Annotated in this window: 19 protein-coding genes; 11 read left to right on the plus strand and 8 right to left on the minus strand. The window is 64.3% G+C overall.

What is annotated here, in order from left to right; translation table 11 throughout:
- The first annotated feature begins 46 nt into the window (after positions 1 to 46).
- The 4 genes from ispG (at position 47) to FJZ36_06405 (ending at position 3,545) form a co-directional block, all read left to right on the plus strand.
- A complete protein-coding gene (gene ispG / locus FJZ36_06390) occupies positions 47 to 1,228 on the plus strand; it encodes a (E)-4-hydroxy-3-methylbut-2-enyl-diphosphate synthase (GenBank protein MBM3214525.1) in 1,182 nt (393 codons plus the stop codon).
- 9 nt (positions 1,229 to 1,237) lie between these two features.
- The gene (locus FJZ36_06395) at positions 1,238 to 1,735 is read left to right on the plus strand and encodes a PTS sugar transporter subunit IIA (GenBank protein ID MBM3214526.1); all 498 of its coding nucleotides are present in this window, start codon (positions 1,238 to 1,240) and stop codon (positions 1,733 to 1,735) included.
- Positions 1,732 to 2,781 carry a bifunctional phosphoglucose/phosphomannose isomerase gene (locus tag FJZ36_06400; GenBank protein ID MBM3214527.1) on the plus strand — a complete coding sequence of 350 codons (1,050 nt, stop codon included), beginning with the start codon at positions 1,732 to 1,734 and terminating at the stop codon, positions 2,779 to 2,781. Before FJZ36_06395 ends, FJZ36_06400 begins: the two co-directional genes overlap by 4 nt.
- A gap of 86 nt (positions 2,782 to 2,867) precedes the next feature.
- The gene (locus FJZ36_06405) at positions 2,868 to 3,545 is read left to right on the plus strand and encodes a uracil-DNA glycosylase (GenBank protein MBM3214528.1); all 678 of its coding nucleotides are present in this window, start codon (positions 2,868 to 2,870) and stop codon (positions 3,543 to 3,545) included.
- 41 nt (positions 3,546 to 3,586) lie between these two features.
- Here FJZ36_06405 and FJZ36_06410 read toward each other — a convergent pair whose 3' ends face one another.
- Genes FJZ36_06410 through FJZ36_06420 form a run of 3 tightly spaced genes read right to left on the minus strand, consistent with a single transcriptional unit; the run spans position 3,587 to position 7,407 of the window.
- Complete coding sequence (locus FJZ36_06410) at positions 3,587 to 4,948, minus strand: anaerobic sulfatase maturase (GenBank protein ID MBM3214529.1); 1,362 nt, start codon at positions 4,946 to 4,948, stop codon at positions 3,587 to 3,589.
- A 7-nt stretch (positions 4,949 to 4,955) separates the two neighbouring features.
- A complete protein-coding gene (gene rfbB, locus FJZ36_06415) occupies positions 4,956 to 5,972 on the minus strand; it encodes a dTDP-glucose 4,6-dehydratase (GenBank protein MBM3214530.1) in 1,017 nt (338 codons plus the stop codon).
- Positions 5,973 to 5,991: 19 nt separating this feature from the next.
- Complete coding sequence (locus tag FJZ36_06420) at positions 5,992 to 7,407, minus strand: tetratricopeptide repeat protein (protein MBM3214531.1); 1,416 nt, start codon at positions 7,405 to 7,407, stop codon at positions 5,992 to 5,994.
- Positions 7,408 to 7,693: 286 nt separating this feature from the next.
- On the opposite strand from FJZ36_06420, the gene FJZ36_06425 reads away from it, so the two are divergent.
- The 6 genes from FJZ36_06425 to FJZ36_06450 all read left to right on the plus strand — a co-directional run bounded on the left by FJZ36_06425 (position 7,694) and on the right by FJZ36_06450 (position 13,867).
- Complete coding sequence (locus FJZ36_06425; GenBank protein MBM3214532.1) at positions 7,694 to 8,755, plus strand: polysaccharide pyruvyl transferase family protein; 1,062 nt, start codon at positions 7,694 to 7,696, stop codon at positions 8,753 to 8,755.
- 169 nt (positions 8,756 to 8,924) lie between these two features.
- Positions 8,925 to 10,043, plus strand: coding sequence for a sigma-70 family RNA polymerase sigma factor (locus FJZ36_06430; GenBank protein MBM3214533.1), 1,119 nt, complete (start codon positions 8,925 to 8,927; stop codon positions 10,041 to 10,043).
- A gap of 417 nt (positions 10,044 to 10,460) precedes the next feature.
- A complete protein-coding gene (locus FJZ36_06435; GenBank protein MBM3214534.1) occupies positions 10,461 to 11,225 on the plus strand; it encodes a LamG domain-containing protein in 765 nt (254 codons plus the stop codon).
- Positions 11,201 to 12,625: a tetratricopeptide repeat protein gene (locus FJZ36_06440; GenBank protein MBM3214535.1), complete on the plus strand. Its 1,425-nt coding sequence runs from the start codon at positions 11,201 to 11,203 to the stop codon at positions 12,623 to 12,625. The genes FJZ36_06435 and FJZ36_06440 overlap by 25 nt, the downstream gene beginning before the upstream one ends.
- On the plus strand, positions 12,625 to 13,263 hold the full coding sequence (locus tag FJZ36_06445; protein MBM3214536.1) for a hypothetical protein: 639 nt from the start codon (positions 12,625 to 12,627) through the stop codon (positions 13,261 to 13,263). Before FJZ36_06440 ends, FJZ36_06445 begins: the two co-directional genes overlap by 1 nt.
- Positions 13,264 to 13,294: 31 nt before the next feature.
- A complete protein-coding gene (locus tag FJZ36_06450; GenBank protein MBM3214537.1) occupies positions 13,295 to 13,867 on the plus strand; it encodes a hypothetical protein in 573 nt (190 codons plus the stop codon).
- A 55-nt stretch (positions 13,868 to 13,922) separates the two neighbouring features.
- Here FJZ36_06450 and FJZ36_06455 read toward each other — a convergent pair whose 3' ends face one another.
- The 5 genes from FJZ36_06455 to FJZ36_06475 form a co-directional block, all read right to left on the minus strand.
- Positions 13,923 to 14,705, minus strand: a complete 783-nt coding sequence (locus tag FJZ36_06455) for an isochorismatase family protein (GenBank protein MBM3214538.1) — start codon at positions 14,703 to 14,705, stop codon at positions 13,923 to 13,925.
- Positions 14,706 to 14,788: 83 nt separating this feature from the next.
- The gene (locus FJZ36_06460) at positions 14,789 to 15,790 is read right to left on the minus strand and encodes a Gfo/Idh/MocA family oxidoreductase (protein MBM3214539.1); all 1,002 of its coding nucleotides are present in this window, start codon (positions 15,788 to 15,790) and stop codon (positions 14,789 to 14,791) included.
- Between the two features lie 75 nt (positions 15,791 to 15,865).
- Positions 15,866 to 17,059 (minus strand): amidohydrolase family protein, encoded by a 1,194-nt coding sequence (locus FJZ36_06465; GenBank protein MBM3214540.1) that lies wholly within the window; start codon positions 17,057 to 17,059, stop codon positions 15,866 to 15,868.
- Positions 17,056 to 17,865 carry a hypothetical protein gene (locus FJZ36_06470; GenBank protein ID MBM3214541.1) on the minus strand — a complete coding sequence of 270 codons (810 nt, stop codon included), beginning with the start codon at positions 17,863 to 17,865 and terminating at the stop codon, positions 17,056 to 17,058. The genes FJZ36_06465 and FJZ36_06470 overlap by 4 nt, the downstream gene beginning before the upstream one ends.
- A gap of 129 nt (positions 17,866 to 17,994) precedes the next feature.
- The gene (locus FJZ36_06475) at positions 17,995 to 19,182 is read right to left on the minus strand and encodes a M20/M25/M40 family metallo-hydrolase (GenBank protein MBM3214542.1); all 1,188 of its coding nucleotides are present in this window, start codon (positions 19,180 to 19,182) and stop codon (positions 17,995 to 17,997) included.
- 72 nt (positions 19,183 to 19,254) lie between these two features.
- Between FJZ36_06475 and FJZ36_06480 the strand changes: the two genes are divergently transcribed.
- Positions 19,255 to 19,558: hypothetical protein (locus tag FJZ36_06480; protein ID MBM3214543.1), on the plus strand; the 304-nt coding region annotated here is incomplete at its 3' end.

Consider the following 19,558-nt stretch of genomic DNA (forward strand, 5'->3'; position numbering starts at 1 on the left):
CGACACGACGCGAAACGCCCGGACGCGGGGTCGCGTTCGTCTTTCCATGGACTTGATCCCTTCGCGCCGTCTCACGCGCACGGTCTACGTCGGCGACGTTCCGATAGGGAGCAGCGCCCCCGTCGCCGTGCAGTCGATGATTACGGAAGACACTCGAGACGTCGACGCGTGCGTCCGAGGCATCCTGCGCCTCCGTAACGCCGGCTGCGAAATCGTCCGCGTGACCGCTCCCAGCCTTTCGGAAGCCAATGCCGTCTGCGAGATCAAGGCACGCCTCGCGCAACAGGGCGTGCGGGTTCCGCTCGTCGCGGACGTTCACCATCAGGGGTCGGCGATAGCGGTCGAGGTGGCGAAGGCAGTCGACAAAGTTCGCGTCAACCCCGGTCTGTTCGTCTACCGCAAGCCGCGTCAGCGCACGGAGGACTACTCCCCAGCGGAGGTCCAGGAGGAACTCGACGCAATCGAGTCCGAGCTCCTGCCGGTGATCCGCGTCTGCAGGGAACGCGGCGTCGCCATGCGTATCGGCGTGAACCACGGGTCGCTGGCAGAGCGTTTGACGGTCATGTACGGGGACACGCCGCAAGGCATGGTGGAGTCCGCGCTGGAGTACGTGCGGATCTGCGAGGTGCACGATTACCGCGACCTCGTCATCTCCCTCAAAGCATCGCGCGTCTCGACGGTGCTGGCAGCGAACCGTCTCTTGGCGCAGCGGCTCGACGCCGAGAACCTGCCGTACCCGATCCACCTGGGGGTGACCGAAGCCGGCGACGGCGAGTACGCGCGGGTGAAGTCGTCGATTGGGATCGGCACGCTGCTCGCCGAGGGAATCGGCGACACGATCCGCGTATCGCTTTCGGAGGACCCGGTAGCCGAGATTCCCGTGTGCTACGGGATTCTGCAGGCATTGGGTCTTCGTAAGACGACCGTGGAATATGTGGCGTGTCCCTCTTGCGGCCGCACGAAGTTTGACCTACCTACGGTACTGAATGAAGTGCGTCGGGCGACGTCTCATCTCGTCGGGCTCGACATCGCCGTGATGGGCTGCATCGTGAATGGGCCCGGCGAAATGGCTGATGCCGACTACGGCTATGTCGGCAAGGGCGGCGGCACGATCGCGCTGTATCGCGGACGAGAGATCGTCAAGCAGGCAATCCCGGAGGCGCAAGGCGTCGAGGAGCTCGTGCGGCTCCTCAAAGCCGACGGCAAGTGGATCGATCCAAAGGGCTGAGCTCGAAGTATGACACCGTCTGGGAAGGGCGATGGGGTGCTGAAGCGATTGCTCGCACCGGGTCGCGTCGTGGTCGCGGAGGGCGCGCGTGACAAATGGGAAGCCATTCGTCATCTCGTCGACGTCCTCGTGGACACGAGCCAACTGGGAGACATCGAACGCCAGCGTATCCTGAACGCCGTGTTCGAGCGCGAACGGAAGATGAGCACCGGGCTGGAGCGAGGGCTGGCGATCCCGCACGGAGTCTACGATGGCGTCGCCGAAGAGCTGGGGGTTCTTGGCATCTTCCGTGACGGTGTCGACTTCCAGGCGCACGACGGGCGGCGCAGCGACTTCGTCATGATGCTCGTCTATCCGCCGGACGCGCGTAAGGAGCATGTCCAGAATCTTTCGGCGATCGTTCGGACGCTATCATCGGAATCGTTGTGCGCGCAGCTCCGAGTCACCGCCGAGCCGGAGCTCGCGTTCGCCCACCTATCTGCCGCGGACGTGGGAGACGGCGTATGAGCCTCGACTCGCTGCGAGTCCTCGACGAGGGCAAGATGTTCGCCATTCTCGTCTCGCTCAAGGATCATTGGGATCGAGCGCTCGCCATCGGCGACGAAGCGCAACTCCCGGACAGCCTGCGGGGCGCGCGGAACATCGTCTGGGTCGGGATGGGCGGTTCGGCGATGGGTGGCAGTCTGGTGGAATCAGCGCTGAACTCCGCGCTGAGCGTGCCCCTCACGGTCGTCCGCGACTACCAGTTGCCTGGTCACGTCTCACGAGACACGCTCGTCGTGGCAGCCAGCTATTCGGGCGACACGGAAGAGACTATCAGCGGACTCAGAGATGCCATCCGACGTGAAGCCCGCGTGATCTGCCTGACGAGCGGGGGCGCGCTTGCCGATGCGGCGCGACGCCAAGGGCTCGGGTTCATCACGATCCCCGGCGGCATGATGCCGCGCTGCGGTGTTCTATATCTGTTCGGACCCATGGTTCGCGCGCTGTCTCGACTCGAGTACGTCGACGGCGAGGCAGTCGATGCGGCTGTGGACGAGGCCGGCAGCGTGATCCGCGACGCCGTGGAAGAGTGCCAACGACCGGAGAGCGTGGCGTACCGTCTGGCGGAAGCGATGCACGGCCGCCTGCCGATCATCTACGCGCCCCAGAGCATGGAGGCGGTCGCGCTTCGGTGGCGAGGGCAGATCAACGAGAACGCCAAGTCGTTCGCTCACTGCCATACGATACCGGAGATGAACCACAACGAGATCGAGGGGTGGTGCCACCCGTCCGACATCCTAGAACGGGCGCACGTCGTGTTCCTGCGCGACGACCACGAGCCGGACGCAATCCGGAGACGCATCGACGTGACGCGCGATCTCATTCGTCCGCTCGCGCGGGGCGTGACGGAGGTCCGGGCCCGGGGAGAGTCGTTGATGGCTCGTCTCATGTCCCACTTGGTCTTCGCCGACTTCACCAGCTACTACCTGGCGCTCCGTAACGGCGTCGATCCGACGCCCGTGGACCGCATCAAAGCATTCAAGCAGGCGCTCGCGGCCCAAGCTGGGTGACGGCTGTGGACGAGAACCCTCGCGTTGAGCTGCGTCGCGCGGTCGTCACCTTGCGGCACCGCCTTGAGGAGCAGCTCGACCTCGGCATTCCGCTTGCCCGGCGGGACTCCGCAACAGCAGTGCCGCAAACCCGACAGCCTGAACCACCGCGTACGACGGAGACCGGACAGCTCGTGATCGAGCCACCGCCCGCGACGGGCCCATTCGACGGATGGTCGCTAGAACAGGTTCGGGCTGAGGCGGAGAAGTGCACGCGGTGTCCCCTCCACACGACGCGTCACACGGTGGTCTTCGGTGTCGGCGATCCCACGTCGAATCTGATGTTCGTCGGCGAGGCTCCGGGGCACGACGAGGACCTCCAGGGCGAGCCGTTCGTGGGCAGAGCGGGCCAACTGCTCACGAAGATCATCGAGGCGATGGGACAGACGCGCGACACGGTCTATATCTGCAACGTGCTGAAGTGCCGCCCGCCGGAGAACCGGAACCCGTTGCCCGCTGAGGTTCAAGAGTGCCAGCCGTTTCTGCTACGGCAGGTCGAGATGGTCTCCCCGAAGGTGATCGTCGGGCTGGGAACCTATGCCGTCAAGCTGCTCCTCGGCACCGAGGAACGGATCTCGCGACTTCGTGGACGATTCCACGACATGCACGGCGTCGCCGTCATGCCGACATACCATCCCGCCTTCCTCTTGCGGAACCCGAACGCGAAGCGTGACGTCTGGGACGATATGAAGCTCGTCGTCGCGCGACTTCGTGGAGAGGGATAAGCAGCCGCCCAGCGCTCCGACGAACACCCTCCTCGTCCCGATCATCGTGCGCCAGACGCCTGCGCGCGGTTCCAGCAACATCGCTTGTACTTCCTGCCGCTTCCGCACGGACACGGGTCGTTTCGGCTAGAGCGCTGCCAGCGTGCCTCCGATTCCCGGATGCGCTTGCGCTCCGCGAGGAGCTGCATGATCTGCGACGCGGGTTGCCCCCGCTCGACCAGCCGCGCCATCTCCTTCATGTAAGGGTCAATGTGCCGGAAGAACCGTTTGTACCCTGCGCACAGGTAGTTCAGACCCGGCTCGCCGTCGGGCGTGGTGAGAAAACGGTGCTTCGGACACTCACCATGGCACGCGAAGCGCACATCGCACTCGCGGCAGTAGCGAGGCAGAGCTTCCCGCTTGTCGTCACCGAATCGCCTCTGTTGGGGCGAATCGACGAGCTCTCGCATCGGCGCATCGGTGATGTTGCCGACTCGGTGCTCCGGGTAGACGTAGTGGTCGCAGGCGTAGAGGTCGCCGTTGTGCTCCAGCGCCAGGGCGTTGCCGCACGTCTCGCCGAACACGCACATCGCCGATGGCAGTCCGAGCCAGATGCCCAACTGGACATCGAAAAGCTGAACGTAGACCGATCCGACGTCATGACGCACCCACTCGTCGAAGATCGCCGATAGGAAGTCCCCGAACGCGACGGGTTCGACGCTCCAGGGCGTGGCGATCTGCCCCGCCTCCTCCGGCTGGCTGAGCGCGGGCGGCGGCGCGAGCGTGAGCAGTCCATCGGGGGGGGCGGCGCGCTCGACCAGCGGGATGAACTGCATGTACCCCGACCCGTGCTCCTTGAGGAACGAGTAGACCTCAAGGGGGTGCCGGGAGTTGACGCGGTTCACGACGGTCAACGTGTTGAACTCGACCCGATAGCGCTTGAGCAGCTCGATCCCTCGCATCACGAGGTCGAACGTCGGCTGTCCCTGCTTGTCGACGCGGTACCGGTCGTGTAGGTGGCGGGGCCCGTCGATGCTGACGCCGACGAGGAACCGGTTCTCGGCGAGAAACGCGCACCATTCGTCGTCGAGTAATGTCGCGTTGGTCTGGAACGCGTTAGCGATCCGCTTGTCCGGTGGGCAGTGCTGCGCTTGGAGCTCGACGACGCGTCGGAAGAAGTCGACGCCCATGAGCGTCGGCTCTCCGCCCTGCCATGCGAAGTGGATTTCGGATCCCGGCTGCGACTCGATGTACTGCGATACGTAGGCTTCGAGAACCTCACTGCTCATCCTGAACCGATTGCGCGGCGGGTAGAGCGCTTCCTTCTCGAGATAGAAGCAGTACTTGCAGTCCAGATTGCAGAGGGGCCCGATGGGCTTCGCCATCACGTGGTAGGGCACCCCTACCGATGTGGAATGATTCATCACGGTCTCACGCGTTATCATCGCGTTGCGGCAAGACGCGCTCGATCCAGTCCGTGTTAGCGAGGTACCAATCGAGCGTGGACGCGAGCCCGGAGTCGAACGCTACGCGAGGTTCCCACCCGAGATCGGATCGCAGCTTAGACGCATCCAGCGCGTATCGGAAGTCGTGACCTGGGCGATCCGGCACGAACGTGATGAGCCGGGCGTGAGTGCCCGCATCGGCGTTTGTCCGCTCGTCGATCAGCCGACAGAGCGCGTTCACCAGGTCGATGTTGCGCCACTCGTTGTTGCTGCCGACGCAGTAGGTCTCGCCGCCGGGAGCCGACTGGAAGATTCTGTCGATCGCGCGGCAGTGGTCCTCGACGTGGAGCCAGTCGCGCACGTTCGAGCCATCTCCGTAGACGGGCAGCGGCTGTCGGGCGAAGGCGCGACGGATCATGCGGGGGATGAACTTGTCCGGAAACTGGTACGGACCGTAGTTGTTGGAGCAGTGCGTCACTGTCGCGCGGATTCCGTAGGTGTGGGCGTACGCACGCACGAGATGGTCGCTGGCGGCTTTCGTCGCCGAGTACGGGTTGTCCGGGCGATACGGGGAGTTCTCGTGGAACACGCCGTCCTCGCCGAGCTGCCCGTAGACCTCGTCGGTGCTCACATGGTGGAACCGGCGGGCTCCGACCGCATGGCGTCGGAACGCCTCGAGCAGCGTGAACGTAGCGAGTACGTTGTCACGCAGCGTGGCTGCCGGATCACTGATGGATCGATCCACGTGGCTTTGAGCGGCGGCGTGAACGACTCCCTCGATCGGGTGCTCCGAGAACACATTCAGAACGGTCGGCTCGTCGGCGACGTCGCCGCGTACGAATCGCAGTCGGTCGTGCTCGACGCAGCCGATCAGGTTCTCCGGCCGCGTGCCGTACGCGAGGCGATCCATGGCGACGACCACGTCGTCCGGGTGGGCGGCGAGCCAATAGCGGACGAGGTTGGCTCCGATGAAACCGGCTCCGCCCGTGATCAGGACGTGCATGCGTTCCCTCGCGGAGGCGTCAGACCGCGTCGCCTTGCGACTGCTGGGAGAGCTCGTCGTACCGCTTCTGCGCTTTCTCATTGTCCGGTTCCAGAAGCAGGACGGTGTCGAGCTCCTGGAGCGCCGCCGACGTCTCCTCCAGCAAGACGTAGCACTCGGCGAGTTCCTGCCGGATATGCGTGTCTTCGGGTCTGGCTTCGAGGTAGGACGTGTAGAGGTTGACCGCCTCGTCGTGAAGTCCGCACTGGTGGCAGATCAGGGCAAGATTCGCCAGCGCGTCGAAGTCCTCGGCGTCCAGCTCGATTGCACCGCGCAGCACTTCGAGAGCCTCGTCCATCTCGCCCATCTGCCACAGGAGCACGCCCAGATTGCTGTACGCCTGCGCGTGGCGGCGATCTAACTCGATTGCCTCGCGGAACGTGGCGACGGCGGCATCATAGTCGCCGTCCTCGACGAACAGCTTGCCCAGCAGGTTGAGCACTTCGGCAGGAGCTTCCGACGTTGTCCGCTGCTGTTCGAGGTACGCGAGCGCTCCGCTCAGATCGTCGGTGTCGAGGAACGGGCGAATGCCCTCGACCAACGCTTCGGCAACGCGCTTCTTGACGGCGGAGTCGTCGAGCTCATCGACCACATCGACGTCCGAGAAGTCCCACTGCGGCACTTCGCCAGCGCCGGTGTCATCGGGTACGTCCAGATCGAGGTTCGGCAGGTCGAGAGATGCTTCCGTTCTCCGTTGTTGAGCCGGCGCGGGTTCATCGGATGTGTCGGGTTCTTCCGAGAGGATCAGATCGAGTTGCTGCTGGGCGCTCTCGTTATTGGGGTCAATCGTCAGGACTTCGCGGAGAATCGTCTCGGCTTCCTCGCGCCAGCCTGCGTTCTTCAGGCAGAACGCCAGCATGATTCGGCGCTGCATGTCGTTCGGGAAGTCGGCGAGGTACCGCTCCAAGGACGACACGGCTTCATTCCACATGCCCAACTGCATGAAGATTTGCCCCATGTTCGCCGAAAGGAGCGCGTCTTGCGTCACGTTGGGCAGCGCATCCTGAAGTACGCGCAACGCCGCCGTACGCTCTCCGAGCTGCCACATGGCGAAGCCCAAGTTGGCAGTGATCGCACCGTCGTCGGGATACTGATCGACAGCGCGTTGAAATGCCGCGGCGGCTTCCTGAAAGCGTTCCTTCTCATAGTACAGCCGTCCCAGTTCCGCGAGCACCATGCCCTCGCGGATCGTCGATTCGCGAGGCTGGAGGTACTCGAACGCCTGATCCGCCTTGCCGGACTTCAGAAGTGCGCGCACGAATCCGAGCTGGGCGCGCTCATGGTCGGGGCTCGCCTCGAGAATCTCCGCATACGTGCCGACGGCATCCTCGTACCGCCCGGCATCCGACTCAAGCTCCGCCCGATCGAGTAGCTCGCCCAGGTCCGTTCCGCTCATAGTGCGCACTCCCTACCGTTCCCTTGGTTCACGGCTCAGACGATGCAACCGCACGGCGCTCCCGTAAAGCCCATCTGTCAGCCCGCCACGCGGTTGGTCTGCGGCTCGCTGAACGCTTGACCCGCTGCGACGGTTCAGAGAGAATCATGCCACGGATGACGCCCCGTCGCACGGATAAAGAGCGTCGCCGTCCGTGGATCAGCTTTCGACGACGGCTTCGCCCGCAGCCCGCGACCCCTAGCCAAAAGCGCAGTCAGCGCCCATCGCCATCCCGACGGAACAACCGATGACGGCGATCCCACTGATCACGACGACCGTGCGAACAGGGCACAACCCCGGCGACACGTTCATCGGCGTTGGGCTCCAGCACCTGTTCGAGCAGGCGCTGGGTCCTCAGCGATGGCTGCTCATCGACCGGTTCTCGGCGCGCGGGTTCAAGGAACACGAGTCGGCTGTCCGAATCGCCCCGTTCCTCGTCTACGGCGGGATGCCCCAGTACAACAACTACAGCCGCTGGATGTACTGGTACGACCGCGATCTCTGGCGCGACTTCGTGGCGAAGTGGCGTCTCCGCGTATTCACGATGGCAGGGGGCGCCGGGTTCTCCCATGCCGATATCACCGTCGAGGACTACGTCGCGGATTGCATGCGGAGCTCCAAGACACGGAAGATCATTCGCGAACGCGTTCCGTGGAGCCTGTGCACCACGGTGCGCGATCCCTACGCGCACGCCCTCCTGAACGCTCTGAGCATCCCGAACCACCATCTGCCGTGCTCGGCGACGTGGGCGACCCGACACTGGAATATTCAGCCTTCGCATCACCGACCATACGTTTTCGTCGTGCCGGCCCCGCTCCGGTTCGCCACGCGCCGCGGCGGCGGACGGCTGCACGGTGCGGCGCGGAAAGGCGAAGCGACCGCCCTCGCATGGGGAGCCGTCTATCGTGCGTTGGTCGACGCCGGATATCAGGCACGCGTCGTGTGTCATGCGTACGACGAATACTTGGCGTTCCGGAGAACCGTACCGGATGACGACCTCTGGTATCACGGGGACGCCTTCACGTTGCTGCGCGAGTACGCGTCGGCTCACACGGTCGTGTCGGCTCGTCTGCACGCGAGCCTGCCCGCGTTCGGCTTGGTCGGCACGCGCGTCCTGAACGTGTCGGTGGACGTCCGCGGCTCTGCCGTTTCCCTGCTGCCCAAGATCGCCAACCTGGTCATGCGGACACCCGACCCGGCGCAGGTGCTCGAAGCGATGCCGAAGCTCGAGCCCTCGACGCCCGAAGATCTGTGGGATTGGGAGGACGCCTACATCCGAGTCATCCGCGACGCGCTTCCGCACACCTGACCTGCGCGGAGATGTGACCGAAGGATGCCCATGGACGAATCCCGTCAGACGCAGCGCCCCAACATCGTCGTCATTCTTGTCGACGACATGGGTTACCCGGATATCAGCCCGTTCGGCGGCGAGATCCACACACCTCATCTGCAGGCGGTCGGATTCAGCGTCGGTGCGAATGCGAACCGAAGCGCCGGACGGAGTCTTGTCGTGGGTCATGTTAGGATTATGGTGTCGAGAGGAACCTTATCTAAGAACACTCGCGCGGCCGGAACGTCGAATGAAGATGCAGGACGAGGAACGTTGGGTGAACGACGCCTTGACCGGCTCGCACTCGGCGTTTCAGCGTCTTTACGACGCGTATCGAAAACCAATGCTTCGGTTCACGATGTCGCAAATCAACGACCTCGACGCGGCGTTGGACATCGTTCAAGCATCGTTTGTGATTGCGTGGCGCGATATGCATCGGTTGCGCAATCCAAAGCGATTCGGCGCATGGTTGATACGTATCGCGAGTAATCTGACGAATCGTTGGCTTCGCAATCAGTATCGTCGCCGCCTTGAAACGTCGACGGACGACAGTGTTGCCATACAGACATATCGCCGAGACGAATTGCGTCAAGAGGTCTGGGACGCCATCGATGTGTTGCCTCCGAGAGAACGCGAATCGGTCGTTCTTCATTACATTATCGGCTACACCTACGACGAGGTAGCGAACTTACTGCACGTTCCTGAAAGCACCGTGCTCGGTCGTCTGCAACGCGCTCGCAACCGATTGCGAGAGGAGTTCCAAGACATGGTCAAGCAACTTCGACTCGAACTCGACGCGACCGTATACGATGTCTTGCAGAAGCAAGCCGAACGCGAGAACACGACTACCGATTCGATGGCGACGCGCATCCTGGCGAAGTACGCAACCACCCGATCATTGGACACGGACAACAAGACATTCGATTCGGACAGAATCCCAGTCGTCGCCGATCTGGACGTCGAACCTGCGCGAACTCTCGTTCGGCGGTTCTTCGAGGCGCTCGCCGCGTGCCGATATACCGAAGCGTCCACGCTGTCCTCACCGAACTACGACGATACGGACTGGTCGAAGAGCGGTCTCGTCTCGGTCGCTGGCGTGCTCGACATCGGCGAACCCTATCAGAAGCCCGACCGTCGATACGCCGCCGGATGCGGTGTCTTCGTGCCCTACGCCGTCGCGATGTACGATGGCTCCGTGCGACGCTTTCGAGCCGCCGTCCGCTGCGACAATCCTAACCGCGAATGGCGACTCGACGGCGGTATCTGACAGGTTATTCCGACACCGCGACCGCCGTGAAGCGCTCCTTCCCCCTTGGTCCAAGAGGGGGAAGGCAAGGAAGGGGGGTCCGACCCTCGACCCAACGCACTCGCGAACCGTCCGTCGTCAGCGGAATGACCGTTGGAGCCGAAGACCGATGCGCCCGTGGGGCGGGCGCGATACGAAGCGAGCCTCATTGGGTGTCTATTCCGAACTTCGGAGCGGACAAGGCATGACCAGCGCGCTGTCGTCATCCGTCGCCCAACCCCCTACCTGACCTCCCCCATTCGGAAGGGGAAGGTTCCAGAGGCGCGACAAACCGATGCTCCTGCCTAACACTGCGCGCAAGTTGACCCGTCTACTCCGCTGCGGTATCTTGGTCGAGAGCTCAGCCAAGACGCGGCATCCCATCGAAGGAGGGTGGACATGGCTCGTCGGCGACGCCCGATACGCACTCTCGTGGCTGCACTCGCCTTGGTCGCCATCGGGCTGCCCCTGTGGGCAGCCATCGACGACTCCGTCGTGCTCTACCTGCCCTTGGACGATGCCAAGGGGAACACGACGTCCGATCTGTCCAACGCGAAGAACCCCGCAGAGCTCGTCAACAACCCATCGTTGGTCGACGGCAAGATCGGCAAAGCGATGTCGTTCGAGGGTGGGAAGTCGACCCACGTCAAGGTGCCCATCACCGACGCGCTCCAGCTCAACGAGAAGTTCTCTGTCGCTTTCTGGGTGAAGCGAGCCGAGAACCAGATCAGCGACTGGAACTACATGGTCGCCGGCGGCACGCTGAAATGGGCGGTCATCTACAATCGGAACCAGAATGTCTACGTGTGGTCTACGTCGGGCGGCGGATGGGCTCAGAAAGCCGTCACGACGAAGCCGTTGACCACGACCTGGACGCACGTTGCCGTGACCCACGATACGTCGAAGGGCGTCAGCATCTACTTCGACGCGGCGTTGGCTGGCGAGGGCGGCAAGCCGCCCAAGGTGGACGCGACAGACGGCGCCATCATGGTCGGGGCCCGCAACCCGGGGCAGGAGTTCTTCACCGGCATCATCGATGACGTTTTCCTATTTAACCGAGTCATCAGCCTCGACGAGATCAAGACGATCCAAGCAGGGACGTACCTCGCCGTCGAGTCCGTCGGCAAGGCGACGGTGCGATGGGCAGAGCTGAAGCGGCACTAGCTCCTGACGCGCATCGGCGCATGGGGCGTTGGATCCGAGCGTCGTTCTGCTTCTGTGCCCTGCTACTAGCGGTCGCGGACGCCGGGGCTACGCCCACTCAGTATCAGCAGCAGCGCGCTGAGTTGGAGTCGGAAGTCGCTCTCTCGACCGGGTCATACGGGGCGCGTCTTCGATTGGGCGTGCTCCATCGCCAGGCGGGGTTCCCGCAACGAGCGATTGCCCCCCTGCTTGCCGCGCTCGAGCTCGATGCGACGAGCTCTGCCGCGCGGACCGAGCTCGCTGCCGCTTACGCCGAAGTGGGCGACTACGCTGCGGCGTCAAGAGAGCTCACACACGTCCTCGATTCGGATCCGCTCAATGTCCAAGCGCTGATCCAGCTCGGGGTCGTCCGCAGCGAGCAGAGGCAGTACGCAGAAGCCGAGAAAGCGTATCGGCGCGCGGTCGCAGCCGATCCTCTCGCGTTCGCTCCGCATCTGGACCTGGGAATCCTGACGCTCCGACAAGGAAAGCTCGCGGAGTCGGCGACTGCGTTTGCGCGAGCTGCCGAGATCGACTCATCGTCCGCGGATGCCTGGACCGGCTTGGGCGACGTGAGATTGAGGCAGAACGATCTGGACGGGGCTTCGCGTGCTTACGAGTCCGCCGTTCGGACGGAACCGGCGGCGGCGCTGGCTCTCTACGGTCAGGGGCGCGTCGCGATGAGGCGCTCGCGGTTCGGGGATGCGCTGGCGGCTTTTTCGCGTGCGGCGTCGGTTCAGCCCGACTATGCCGACGCTGTGTACGGCATGTCGCAGGCGTTGCGTCGGCTCGGTCGAGAGTCCGACGCCGAGGAGGCGTCCACACGCTTCGAGCGCCTGCGAGTCACCGAAGCGCTGTTGCTGCGGGCGGATGAGCACGCGCGGCTGAACCCCGACGATGCGCGCAGTCAGGCGAGCCTCGGAGCGGTTCACATGACGCGCGGCAGGTACGACCTGGCTTCCCGCGCGTTCCTTGCCGCGATCGAGCTCCGCGCTGACGATGGCGGTCTGTGGCACAACCTCGGGCTCGCCTACACGAAGCTCATGGAGCCGGGTCAGGCGGTCACGGCATACCGGCGCGCCGTCGAGTTGTCCCCTGAGCTGGCGTCGGCGCGCAACAACCTGGCGCTGTTGCTCGCCGAACAGGAGTCCTCGCTGGACGAGGCGCTGAGGCATGCGACGGCGGCGACGAACATGGAACCAGCGAACGCGAACTACTGGGACACGCTCGCCACCGTGCACTGGGCGCGCCACGACGCGAACGCGGCACGTGCGGCGGCGAAGCGCGGGCTTTCGCTGAATCCCGACGATGAGACGCTACGGCTGCGGTTCGAGGAACTGATGCGGACGACGTCTGGGCCCAGCCGACGAAAGGAACCATGATGCGTACACGTATTTCGAGTTTGGCATGGCTCTGTGCTGCTTTGGCTCTGGGCGGGGTGGCTCAGGCGTGGGCGGTTGGTGTCGATGTGGGACCGGAGTGGCTGTTCGAGACGAAGGACGACGAGAAAGAGCTCCTCCAGTGGGGGGCGATCAACCAGCTCGCGCCGCTGGACATCGACCAGGTCACGGATGCCAAGAAGAACAAGCGCGGGGTCCTGCTCACCGAGTCGCTCGGCGGGGACCCGTACATGTTCCCGGGAGGCAACTGGAACGTCGCCGACTATGAGCCATTCAACGGCAAGAAGAACAAGACGCTCTACATGGGCCTTCGGGTCAACATGGCGAACACGTGGCAGATCTACTACGTGACGACGAAGGACGGCGCTTGGGGCGAGGTCATGCGACAGAACTTCGATGTCGCGATGGCGGCGGACTTCCAGGACATCGAGGTCGTCCTAGAGCGCGGCGGATGGCAGGATAGCGACATCAAAGGATTCCGCATCGACCCGGGCACCGCCGCCGGCGTCAAGGCGGAGATCGACTACATCTCGTTCGTTGGCAGGCCGGAAGGCGCGAAAGCCGTTGATCCCGTTGGGAGACCAGCCGTCGCGTGGGGAGCCCTCAAGGCGGAACGATAGGTTCGGTGGAGATCACAAAGGAGGAGTGAGCATGCATGGAGTAGTGTCGCTGACAGCAGCCGCGCTCTTTTCGCTGTCGATGGCAGTGAACGCGGCGCCGAAGTGGACGTTCGACAAGGCATCCGACATCGAGGGATGGACGGCGGTCAACCAGACCGCTCTCTCGGTCGAGGCAGGCGTCCTGAAGGTCGCGGCATCGACCGGCGCGGACCCCTACTTCTTCCCCGGCGGCGAGTGGAACAAGGTCTCGTATGAGACCTTCAGCGGGAAGGCGTTCCCGACCCTGTACATGCGGCTCAAGACGTCGCCCGCGAGCACGTGGCAGATCTACTACATCACCGTCGAAGATACGGCTTGGGGGGAAGTCCAGCGCCAGAACTTTGATGTCGCCGACACCGGAGGCTCGTTCAAGGACATCACGGTGAAAATGGAGCGCGGCGGCTGGCAGGAGCACAACGTGAAGGTGTTCCGCCTCGATCCGGGCACAGCGGCGGGGGTCTCCGCCGAGATCGACTACCTCGGATTCGAGCCGATGACGACGACGGCAGTTCAGCCGGACGGCAAAGCCGCCGCGACTTGGGCAGAGCTGAAGGGCATGAGGTAGCGCATCGGGTGGATGCCGACGCATACGCGTCGGCATCCCACCAGGCTGGTCTCGGCTACTCCGAGTGTACGGCTAGCAGGTCGTCGCTCAAGACCGACGGACACCAGTACTTCTCGATGTGCTCGATGACGAGCTGCGTCCCGGCGTCGTGGGAGACGAACGGACGCATCTTCGGGTTGTACATGGCGTCGGTCAGGTCGCGGACGAGCACGCAGCGAATCCCCCACCGCGTCATCTGACGGATCCCGAACGACCGCCCGAGCACGCACATGTTCGTGTGCACGCCCATGATGATCAGGTTCCCGATCCCGAGCTGACGCAGCAGACTGTAGACCTCCCGCCCATTGTCCGAGATGCCGTCGCTCTGGGCGATCTCGATCCCTGGGTGTTGACGGGACCACGCCTTCCGCCAGGGCGGTTCACCCGTGTCGCATCCGCCGTCGGAGTCGTCGATGGGCAACGGCGGATCCGTGATGGGCAGATCAACTGGAGGATCGCAGGGCGGCGCGAGCCGCACCCGCTCTCGCGGCTCGCTCTCGGCGTAGAAGTCGAGCGTGTCCGACGGGGCGTGGATGACCTGAACGCCGTGGCCCCGCGCGAACGAAACCACCTGGTTCATTCTGGGAACCATCGCGTCGACGCGCTCGGTCGCGCCGCGACACCAGTGTTCATTCCACACATCGCAGAGCAGCAACGCTGTCTCGGCGACCGGGAAGTCGTGGATGACGGTCGACGCCGTCCACTCGTCGGCTCCTTTGAAGACTTGGTGCCGCGTGCGCAGGTTCAGCCTGAGAGACCCGCGAAGCGCCGCGCGAAGCAGCGGTTGTGTCGAGCTCATGGCGCGTCGCGCCTCCTCCACTCTTGGATTGGGCTGATACAGTCAGCGGGCAACTCCATACGCGATTCCGAAGCGGCTCGTGGCTAATCGATGTGTGGAACCTGGATGGCGTCGCCGGTCTGCATCGACTCGTTGGCTGCGAGCGTCAGCGCGAGGCTGCGAACGCCGTCCGCGAAGTCCGACCGGATCATCTCCGGCTTGTTCTCTCTCACGGCGCGGATGAAGCGCTCGACCTGGATGTAGTAGCCGCTCTCGGCTGCCTGGAACTCGACGGTCTCGCCGCCGATGTGTCCGCGCATTCGGTTGGCGGCGTACTCCAAGATCAGGTGCCAGTCGGCTCCGAGGAGCTCCAGCGTGTAGCGACCCGTGCGCACCAGCGACGTGGACGTGACGTTGCCCACCGTGCCGTTGGCGAAGCGGAGATTGACCGTTGTCACGTCCTCGAAGTCGATGGCTGGATTGAGCCGGCTGCCGCCCCATCCGTGGACCTCGGTGACTTCGCCGCAGAAGTAGCGCGCCAGGTCGTAGATGTGTGTCGACTGCTCGACGATCTGTCCCCCGGACTCACCCAGCACCCGCCACCACGCCGTTCCGGGCGTGTTCACGTGGACGTTGCCGATGACCATGCCGATGGGTCTGCCGTCGATCAGCTCGAAGGCTCGGTCGGTCAAGTCCGAGTGCCGCCACATGTACCCGACGCTGGTCAGAACGCCGTGCTGGCGGATCGCCGACAACGCGACTCGCGTCGTGGCGAGGCACAAGCCCACCGGCTTCGCCACGAACAGCGGGATGCCTCGCGCGGCTGCGTACGTCTCCTGATCCATGTGTGCGAACGGCGGTATGGCGATGAAGAGCGCGTCGAGCTCCTCGTCGTCGACCATCGACTTGTGATCCAGATAGACGCGCGAGTGGTACTTCGCCGCCACGCTCTCGGCGCGTTCACGGTTCACGTCGCACACTGCCGCGACGTGGACATCGTCCAACTTCGCCAGGCTGTTCAGATAGCTTCCGGCGATGCCGCCAACACCGATAAAAGCTACTTTCATCGTGATCCCTTCCGACGACGATCCGTCACGTTGACACATGGAATCGCAACGCTCCGAGCTCTGTCTCCTTCCATCAGGCTCCGCCGACGCCGTGATGTCGGCATGGTCTGCGGGCTATTCGCTCACGTCCTCCGTGAACACCGTTTCTCCTGCGACCACGGTCTCGACTACCGTGAGCCCATGCGCGTCGGCGCGCAGCATGACCAAATCCGCTGGTTCCCCAGGTTCCAGTCGAGCGCTTGGCCGCGCATCGATGAACGACGCCGGATTCGCAGTCGCCATGCGCCATGCCTCGGCGAGAGAGCACTCGAGCCAGCGCATCGCGTTCGCGACGCCGTCGATCAAGGGTAATCCGGCTCCAGCGAGGTAGGGCGTTCCGGCAAGCGTTACGCGCCCATTCGCGGACACCTCGACTGCTCGCGACTCGAAGCCCTCATACCGCCCTGGAGCCATCCCCGCAAGCGCGACCGCGTCGCTCGTGAGTATCGTGCGCTCCGGCGACTTCGCTCGAATCATGCACTTGATCGTGGCGGGGGGTAGGTGGTGCCCGTCGGCGATGAAGCTCGCCCAGAGACGGTCGTCGGCGAGCTGTTCCCAGATGTAGTTCGGGTGCCGCGGCAGGACTGCATGCGCACCGTTCCCAAGGTGGGTCGATAGCGACGCGCCTGCTTCGACGGCGTCGTGTATCTGCCGCGCAGAAGCCTGGGTATGACCGAGCGCCACCCGGACGCCGGACGCCGTCGCTCGCTCGATGAAGGCGTTGGCTCCGTTCCATTCTGGCGAGAGTGTGATGAGCCGGATCGTGCCGTCGGCATCGTCCTGCCATCGCCGGAACTCGTCCCAGTCTGGCGGGCGAACGTGGTCTTTCGGGTGAGCGCCGCGAGGACCGTCTTCGGGCGAGATGTAAGGTCCCTCGATGTGGAGCCCGACGACGCTCTCCGCGACCAGGGGCTCCTTCGAGCACGCCTCGCGCACCGTGCGGATGGAGCGCGACATGCGGTCGTGCGAGCCGGTGACGACGGTCGGCAGGAATGAGCCGACGCCGGTGCTCCAGACGATCCGAGCCATCTCGATCACGTCCGAAGCTTCGACGGTCGGCGAGTTGATGTCATATCCCCCGTAGCCGTTGACCTGGATGTCCACCAGCGCGGGAGCGATGGTCGCGCTGACATCGGCCCCGCCTGGGAGCGCCGACACGTCTTGGATGATGCCGTCTGTCCAGGCGATGCGGGCGGCGCTGCCGTCTGGAAGCCTGCCGGTTCGTTCAGACGTTCGACCATCCATCGGGCAGCGACTCCTGTCTGTCATCCGCGGACGACGTTATCCTGGCAGTAGACGCCTCGGAAGAGCGTCTGGCGTTTCGGCGGCATTGCCGTGAGCTGTTCGGGGTGCGGCTCCCACTTGTGCCACTTGCTGCCGACGGTGTTGTACGAGTTGAAGATCGCGACGCGATCCCATTCCGTGTTCGACCAGACCCAGCCTGTATGCGTGATCGCCTCTGTGAAGAACAATACGGAGCCCGCCGGGCACGAATAGGACTCCCATCGCGGGGAATCGCGACCCAGAAGCGACGGTGGAGCTCCAAACGCAGCCTTGTGGCTGCCGCAGAGGAATGCCGTTCCGCCGTCACCGTCGCGAACCTGGTTCAGCTCCCAGACGACTCGCGTCAGTCCGCTGTGAGCCTTCCCCGGAACGACATGGTACGTGTGATGGTTGCCGGGGAAACGCAGCATGCCGTTTCCGCCATGGGGGCTGAAGTTGTCGTGTCCCGCGCCTCGGATGGTGCTGAAGCTGCCCTCGAAGCGGAAGCCGTAGCACTCCTCGCTGGCGTGGTGCAGGTGCGCCACGAACTCGTTCATGAAACCCAGCACGATGGGGTGGTCGGTCAAGGCTTCGAGAGGTCCGCCGATGGACGACCGATGCGCAGGCGAGATGGAGCCGCGGTCGCGGTGGAGCCGGTACGTGAACTCGCGCATCTCGCCAACCTGATCGTCAGACAAAACGTCCGGGATGGCGATCCAGCCCTGCACGTCGAACACATACCGCTGCTCATCGGTGAAGGGGATCGCCGCCGCGCCATCTGCGTTCGTCGCTGGTATCGACATCGATCGCATCTCCTGCTGCACCACTGCGGTCGCGAGGATCGCTCGCGCTACTCACCGGTTCAAGGTGATCGCCATGCTAGCGCGTCGCCGCCGCCAACGACAAGCGGGCAGTCCGCGACGACTCCAGCGGATGGCTCCCTAACCGCAAAACCTTCGCAGGACCCACTCCGCTGCGTCGATGGATCGGCGGAGATCGGCGATGGAGAGTCGCTCATCGACCGAGTGCTGCCGGAGCGCTGCATCTGCTGGCAGGAACGGAAAGAAGCCGTACATGGGGATTCCGCGACGACGGAGGAACCGGGCGTCGGACATGCCGGGCGTGACGTGCGGCACGACTCGCGCTCTCGGAAGGAACCGGCGGGTGGCTGATTCCAGAACGCCGTATAGCGGTGTGTCCGCAGGCGACTCGGTCGCTGGCTCGCTGACGTCCGCACTCAGATCGCCGGACGGAATGCCGAAGCCGCTGCCGAGCGCATCTGCCAGCGCTGCTGGATCGACTCCAGGCGGGAACCGCAGATGACCCGACTCCCCTCGGCGCTCGTAGACCGCGTGTGACACGACTTCGAGGTCGATGGGACAGTCGAGCCGATACCTCACCCACCGAGAGCGCGCCGCCTGGTGCGCGAACCATCGACCGACCAAGGGTTCCAACGACCGTCGAAGGGCTCGCATCGAACGCGACGGGATGCGGACAAGGGCTCGGTCGGGCAACCGCTCGATTGCGCCGACCACGGTTGCCGTTCCGCACTCGCCCATCTGACACGTGACGAACGGCTGCCCGCGAACCATGACGACGACGCCCCCTCCCTCGCAGATGCCAGCTGCGCAGTCACGGACTTCGGGAACGTGCTCCGCCAACCACTGAGTCCCGTGCGCGCCGCCTGATTCCTCGTCCGAAGCCGCGACCAGCGTGATGCCTCGCCGAAGAGGCGTCCGCGCCGAAACGATGCGTTCCAGCGCCGCCAACCAGACGACCGTCAGCCCTTTGGCGTCAACCGCCCCGCGACCCCAGACCTCGCCAGCCTCGATAGCGCCCGCGAACGGCGCGACCGTCCAGCCCTGCGGATCGGCTTCGGCGACATCGACGTGGCACAGCAAGAGGAGTCGCTGTTCGGACGTGCCGTCGATGGACGCGACAAACGACCCCTTCCCGGCGACCGGCTCGACGATGCGCGATGGCACGCCCGCGTGCGCCGACCAGTCGCACAGGAGCGACGAGACTTCGGTGTCGAGTCCGCTGCCCGGCGTGGACGGAACCCGGATCAAGCGAGAGAGCAGCGACGCGGGTTCCCTCCTAGGATCGTCGGGCGGCGTTGGTGAAGGCATGTCGCCATGCTACCATGCCCGGCGGGGAAGTGCGCAGCCGAGCCATGTGCCCAGTGACGGGAGGAGTCGACGATGACTCGAACCGGGAGTCAGGACGTCTGTCGGATCAGAGCCTGGATCGGAGTCCTATGCCTGGCTGCTGTCGCCGGGTGCGGCGGCGACGAGGACACGATCATCGGCAAGGTGGACGATAACGAGGTTCGCCTTGGGCTCTACAAAGACACCTACACGGATGCGGTGTACGGCTACCAGGTGACTGGCTTGCCGCGAGACACCTGGGAGGTCGCCGAGCGGCAGAAGCGCAGCCAGCTCAAGTACCTGGGTCGTCCGAACGACTGGTACACCGAGCGATTGGTGCTGCGACGATCCGACGAGG

It is taken from the genome of Candidatus Poribacteria bacterium, assembly GCA_016866785.1.
GTDB lineage: Bacteria > Poribacteria > WGA-4E.

What these genes read in the sequence shown, in the direction of transcription:
- FJZ36_06435 (MBM3214534.1), top strand. Translation starts at nt 10,461, where the DNA reads ATGGCTCGTCGGCGACGCCCGATACGCACTCTCGTGGCTGCACTCGCC.
- FJZ36_06425 (MBM3214532.1), top strand. Translation starts at nt 7,694, where the DNA reads ATGACGGCGATCCCACTGATCACGACGACCGTGCGAACAGGGCACAAC.
- FJZ36_06450 (MBM3214537.1), top strand. Translation starts at nt 13,295, where the DNA reads ATGCATGGAGTAGTGTCGCTGACAGCAGCCGCGCTCTTTTCGCTGTCG.
- rfbB (MBM3214530.1), bottom strand. Translation starts at nt 5,972, where the DNA reads ATGCACGTCCTGATCACGGGCGGAGCCGGTTTCATCGGAGCCAACCTC.
- FJZ36_06465 (MBM3214540.1), bottom strand. Translation starts at nt 17,059, where the DNA reads ATGACAGACAGGAGTCGCTGCCCGATGGATGGTCGAACGTCTGAACGA.
- FJZ36_06395 (MBM3214526.1), top strand. Translation starts at nt 1,238, where the DNA reads ATGACACCGTCTGGGAAGGGCGATGGGGTGCTGAAGCGATTGCTCGCA.
- FJZ36_06445 (MBM3214536.1), top strand. Translation starts at nt 12,625, where the DNA reads ATGCGTACACGTATTTCGAGTTTGGCATGGCTCTGTGCTGCTTTGGCT.
- FJZ36_06440 (MBM3214535.1), top strand. Translation starts at nt 11,201, where the DNA reads ATGGGCAGAGCTGAAGCGGCACTAGCTCCTGACGCGCATCGGCGCATG.
- FJZ36_06410 (MBM3214529.1), bottom strand. Translation starts at nt 4,948, where the DNA reads ATGAATCATTCCACATCGGTAGGGGTGCCCTACCACGTGATGGCGAAG.
- FJZ36_06460 (MBM3214539.1), bottom strand. Translation starts at nt 15,790, where the DNA reads ATGTGTCAACGTGACGGATCGTCGTCGGAAGGGATCACGATGAAAGTA.
- FJZ36_06430 (MBM3214533.1), top strand. Translation starts at nt 8,925, where the DNA reads ATGCGAACCGAAGCGCCGGACGGAGTCTTGTCGTGGGTCATGTTAGGA.
- ispG (MBM3214525.1), top strand. Translation starts at nt 47, where the DNA reads ATGGACTTGATCCCTTCGCGCCGTCTCACGCGCACGGTCTACGTCGGC.
- FJZ36_06420 (MBM3214531.1), bottom strand. Translation starts at nt 7,407, where the DNA reads ATGAGCGGAACGGACCTGGGCGAGCTACTCGATCGGGCGGAGCTTGAG.
- FJZ36_06400 (MBM3214527.1), top strand. Translation starts at nt 1,732, where the DNA reads ATGAGCCTCGACTCGCTGCGAGTCCTCGACGAGGGCAAGATGTTCGCC.
- FJZ36_06470 (MBM3214541.1), bottom strand. Translation starts at nt 17,865, where the DNA reads ATGCGATCGATGTCGATACCAGCGACGAACGCAGATGGCGCGGCGGCG.
- FJZ36_06455 (MBM3214538.1), bottom strand. Translation starts at nt 14,705, where the DNA reads ATGAGCTCGACACAACCGCTGCTTCGCGCGGCGCTTCGCGGGTCTCTC.
- FJZ36_06475 (MBM3214542.1), bottom strand. Translation starts at nt 19,182, where the DNA reads ATGCCTTCACCAACGCCGCCCGACGATCCTAGGAGGGAACCCGCGTCG.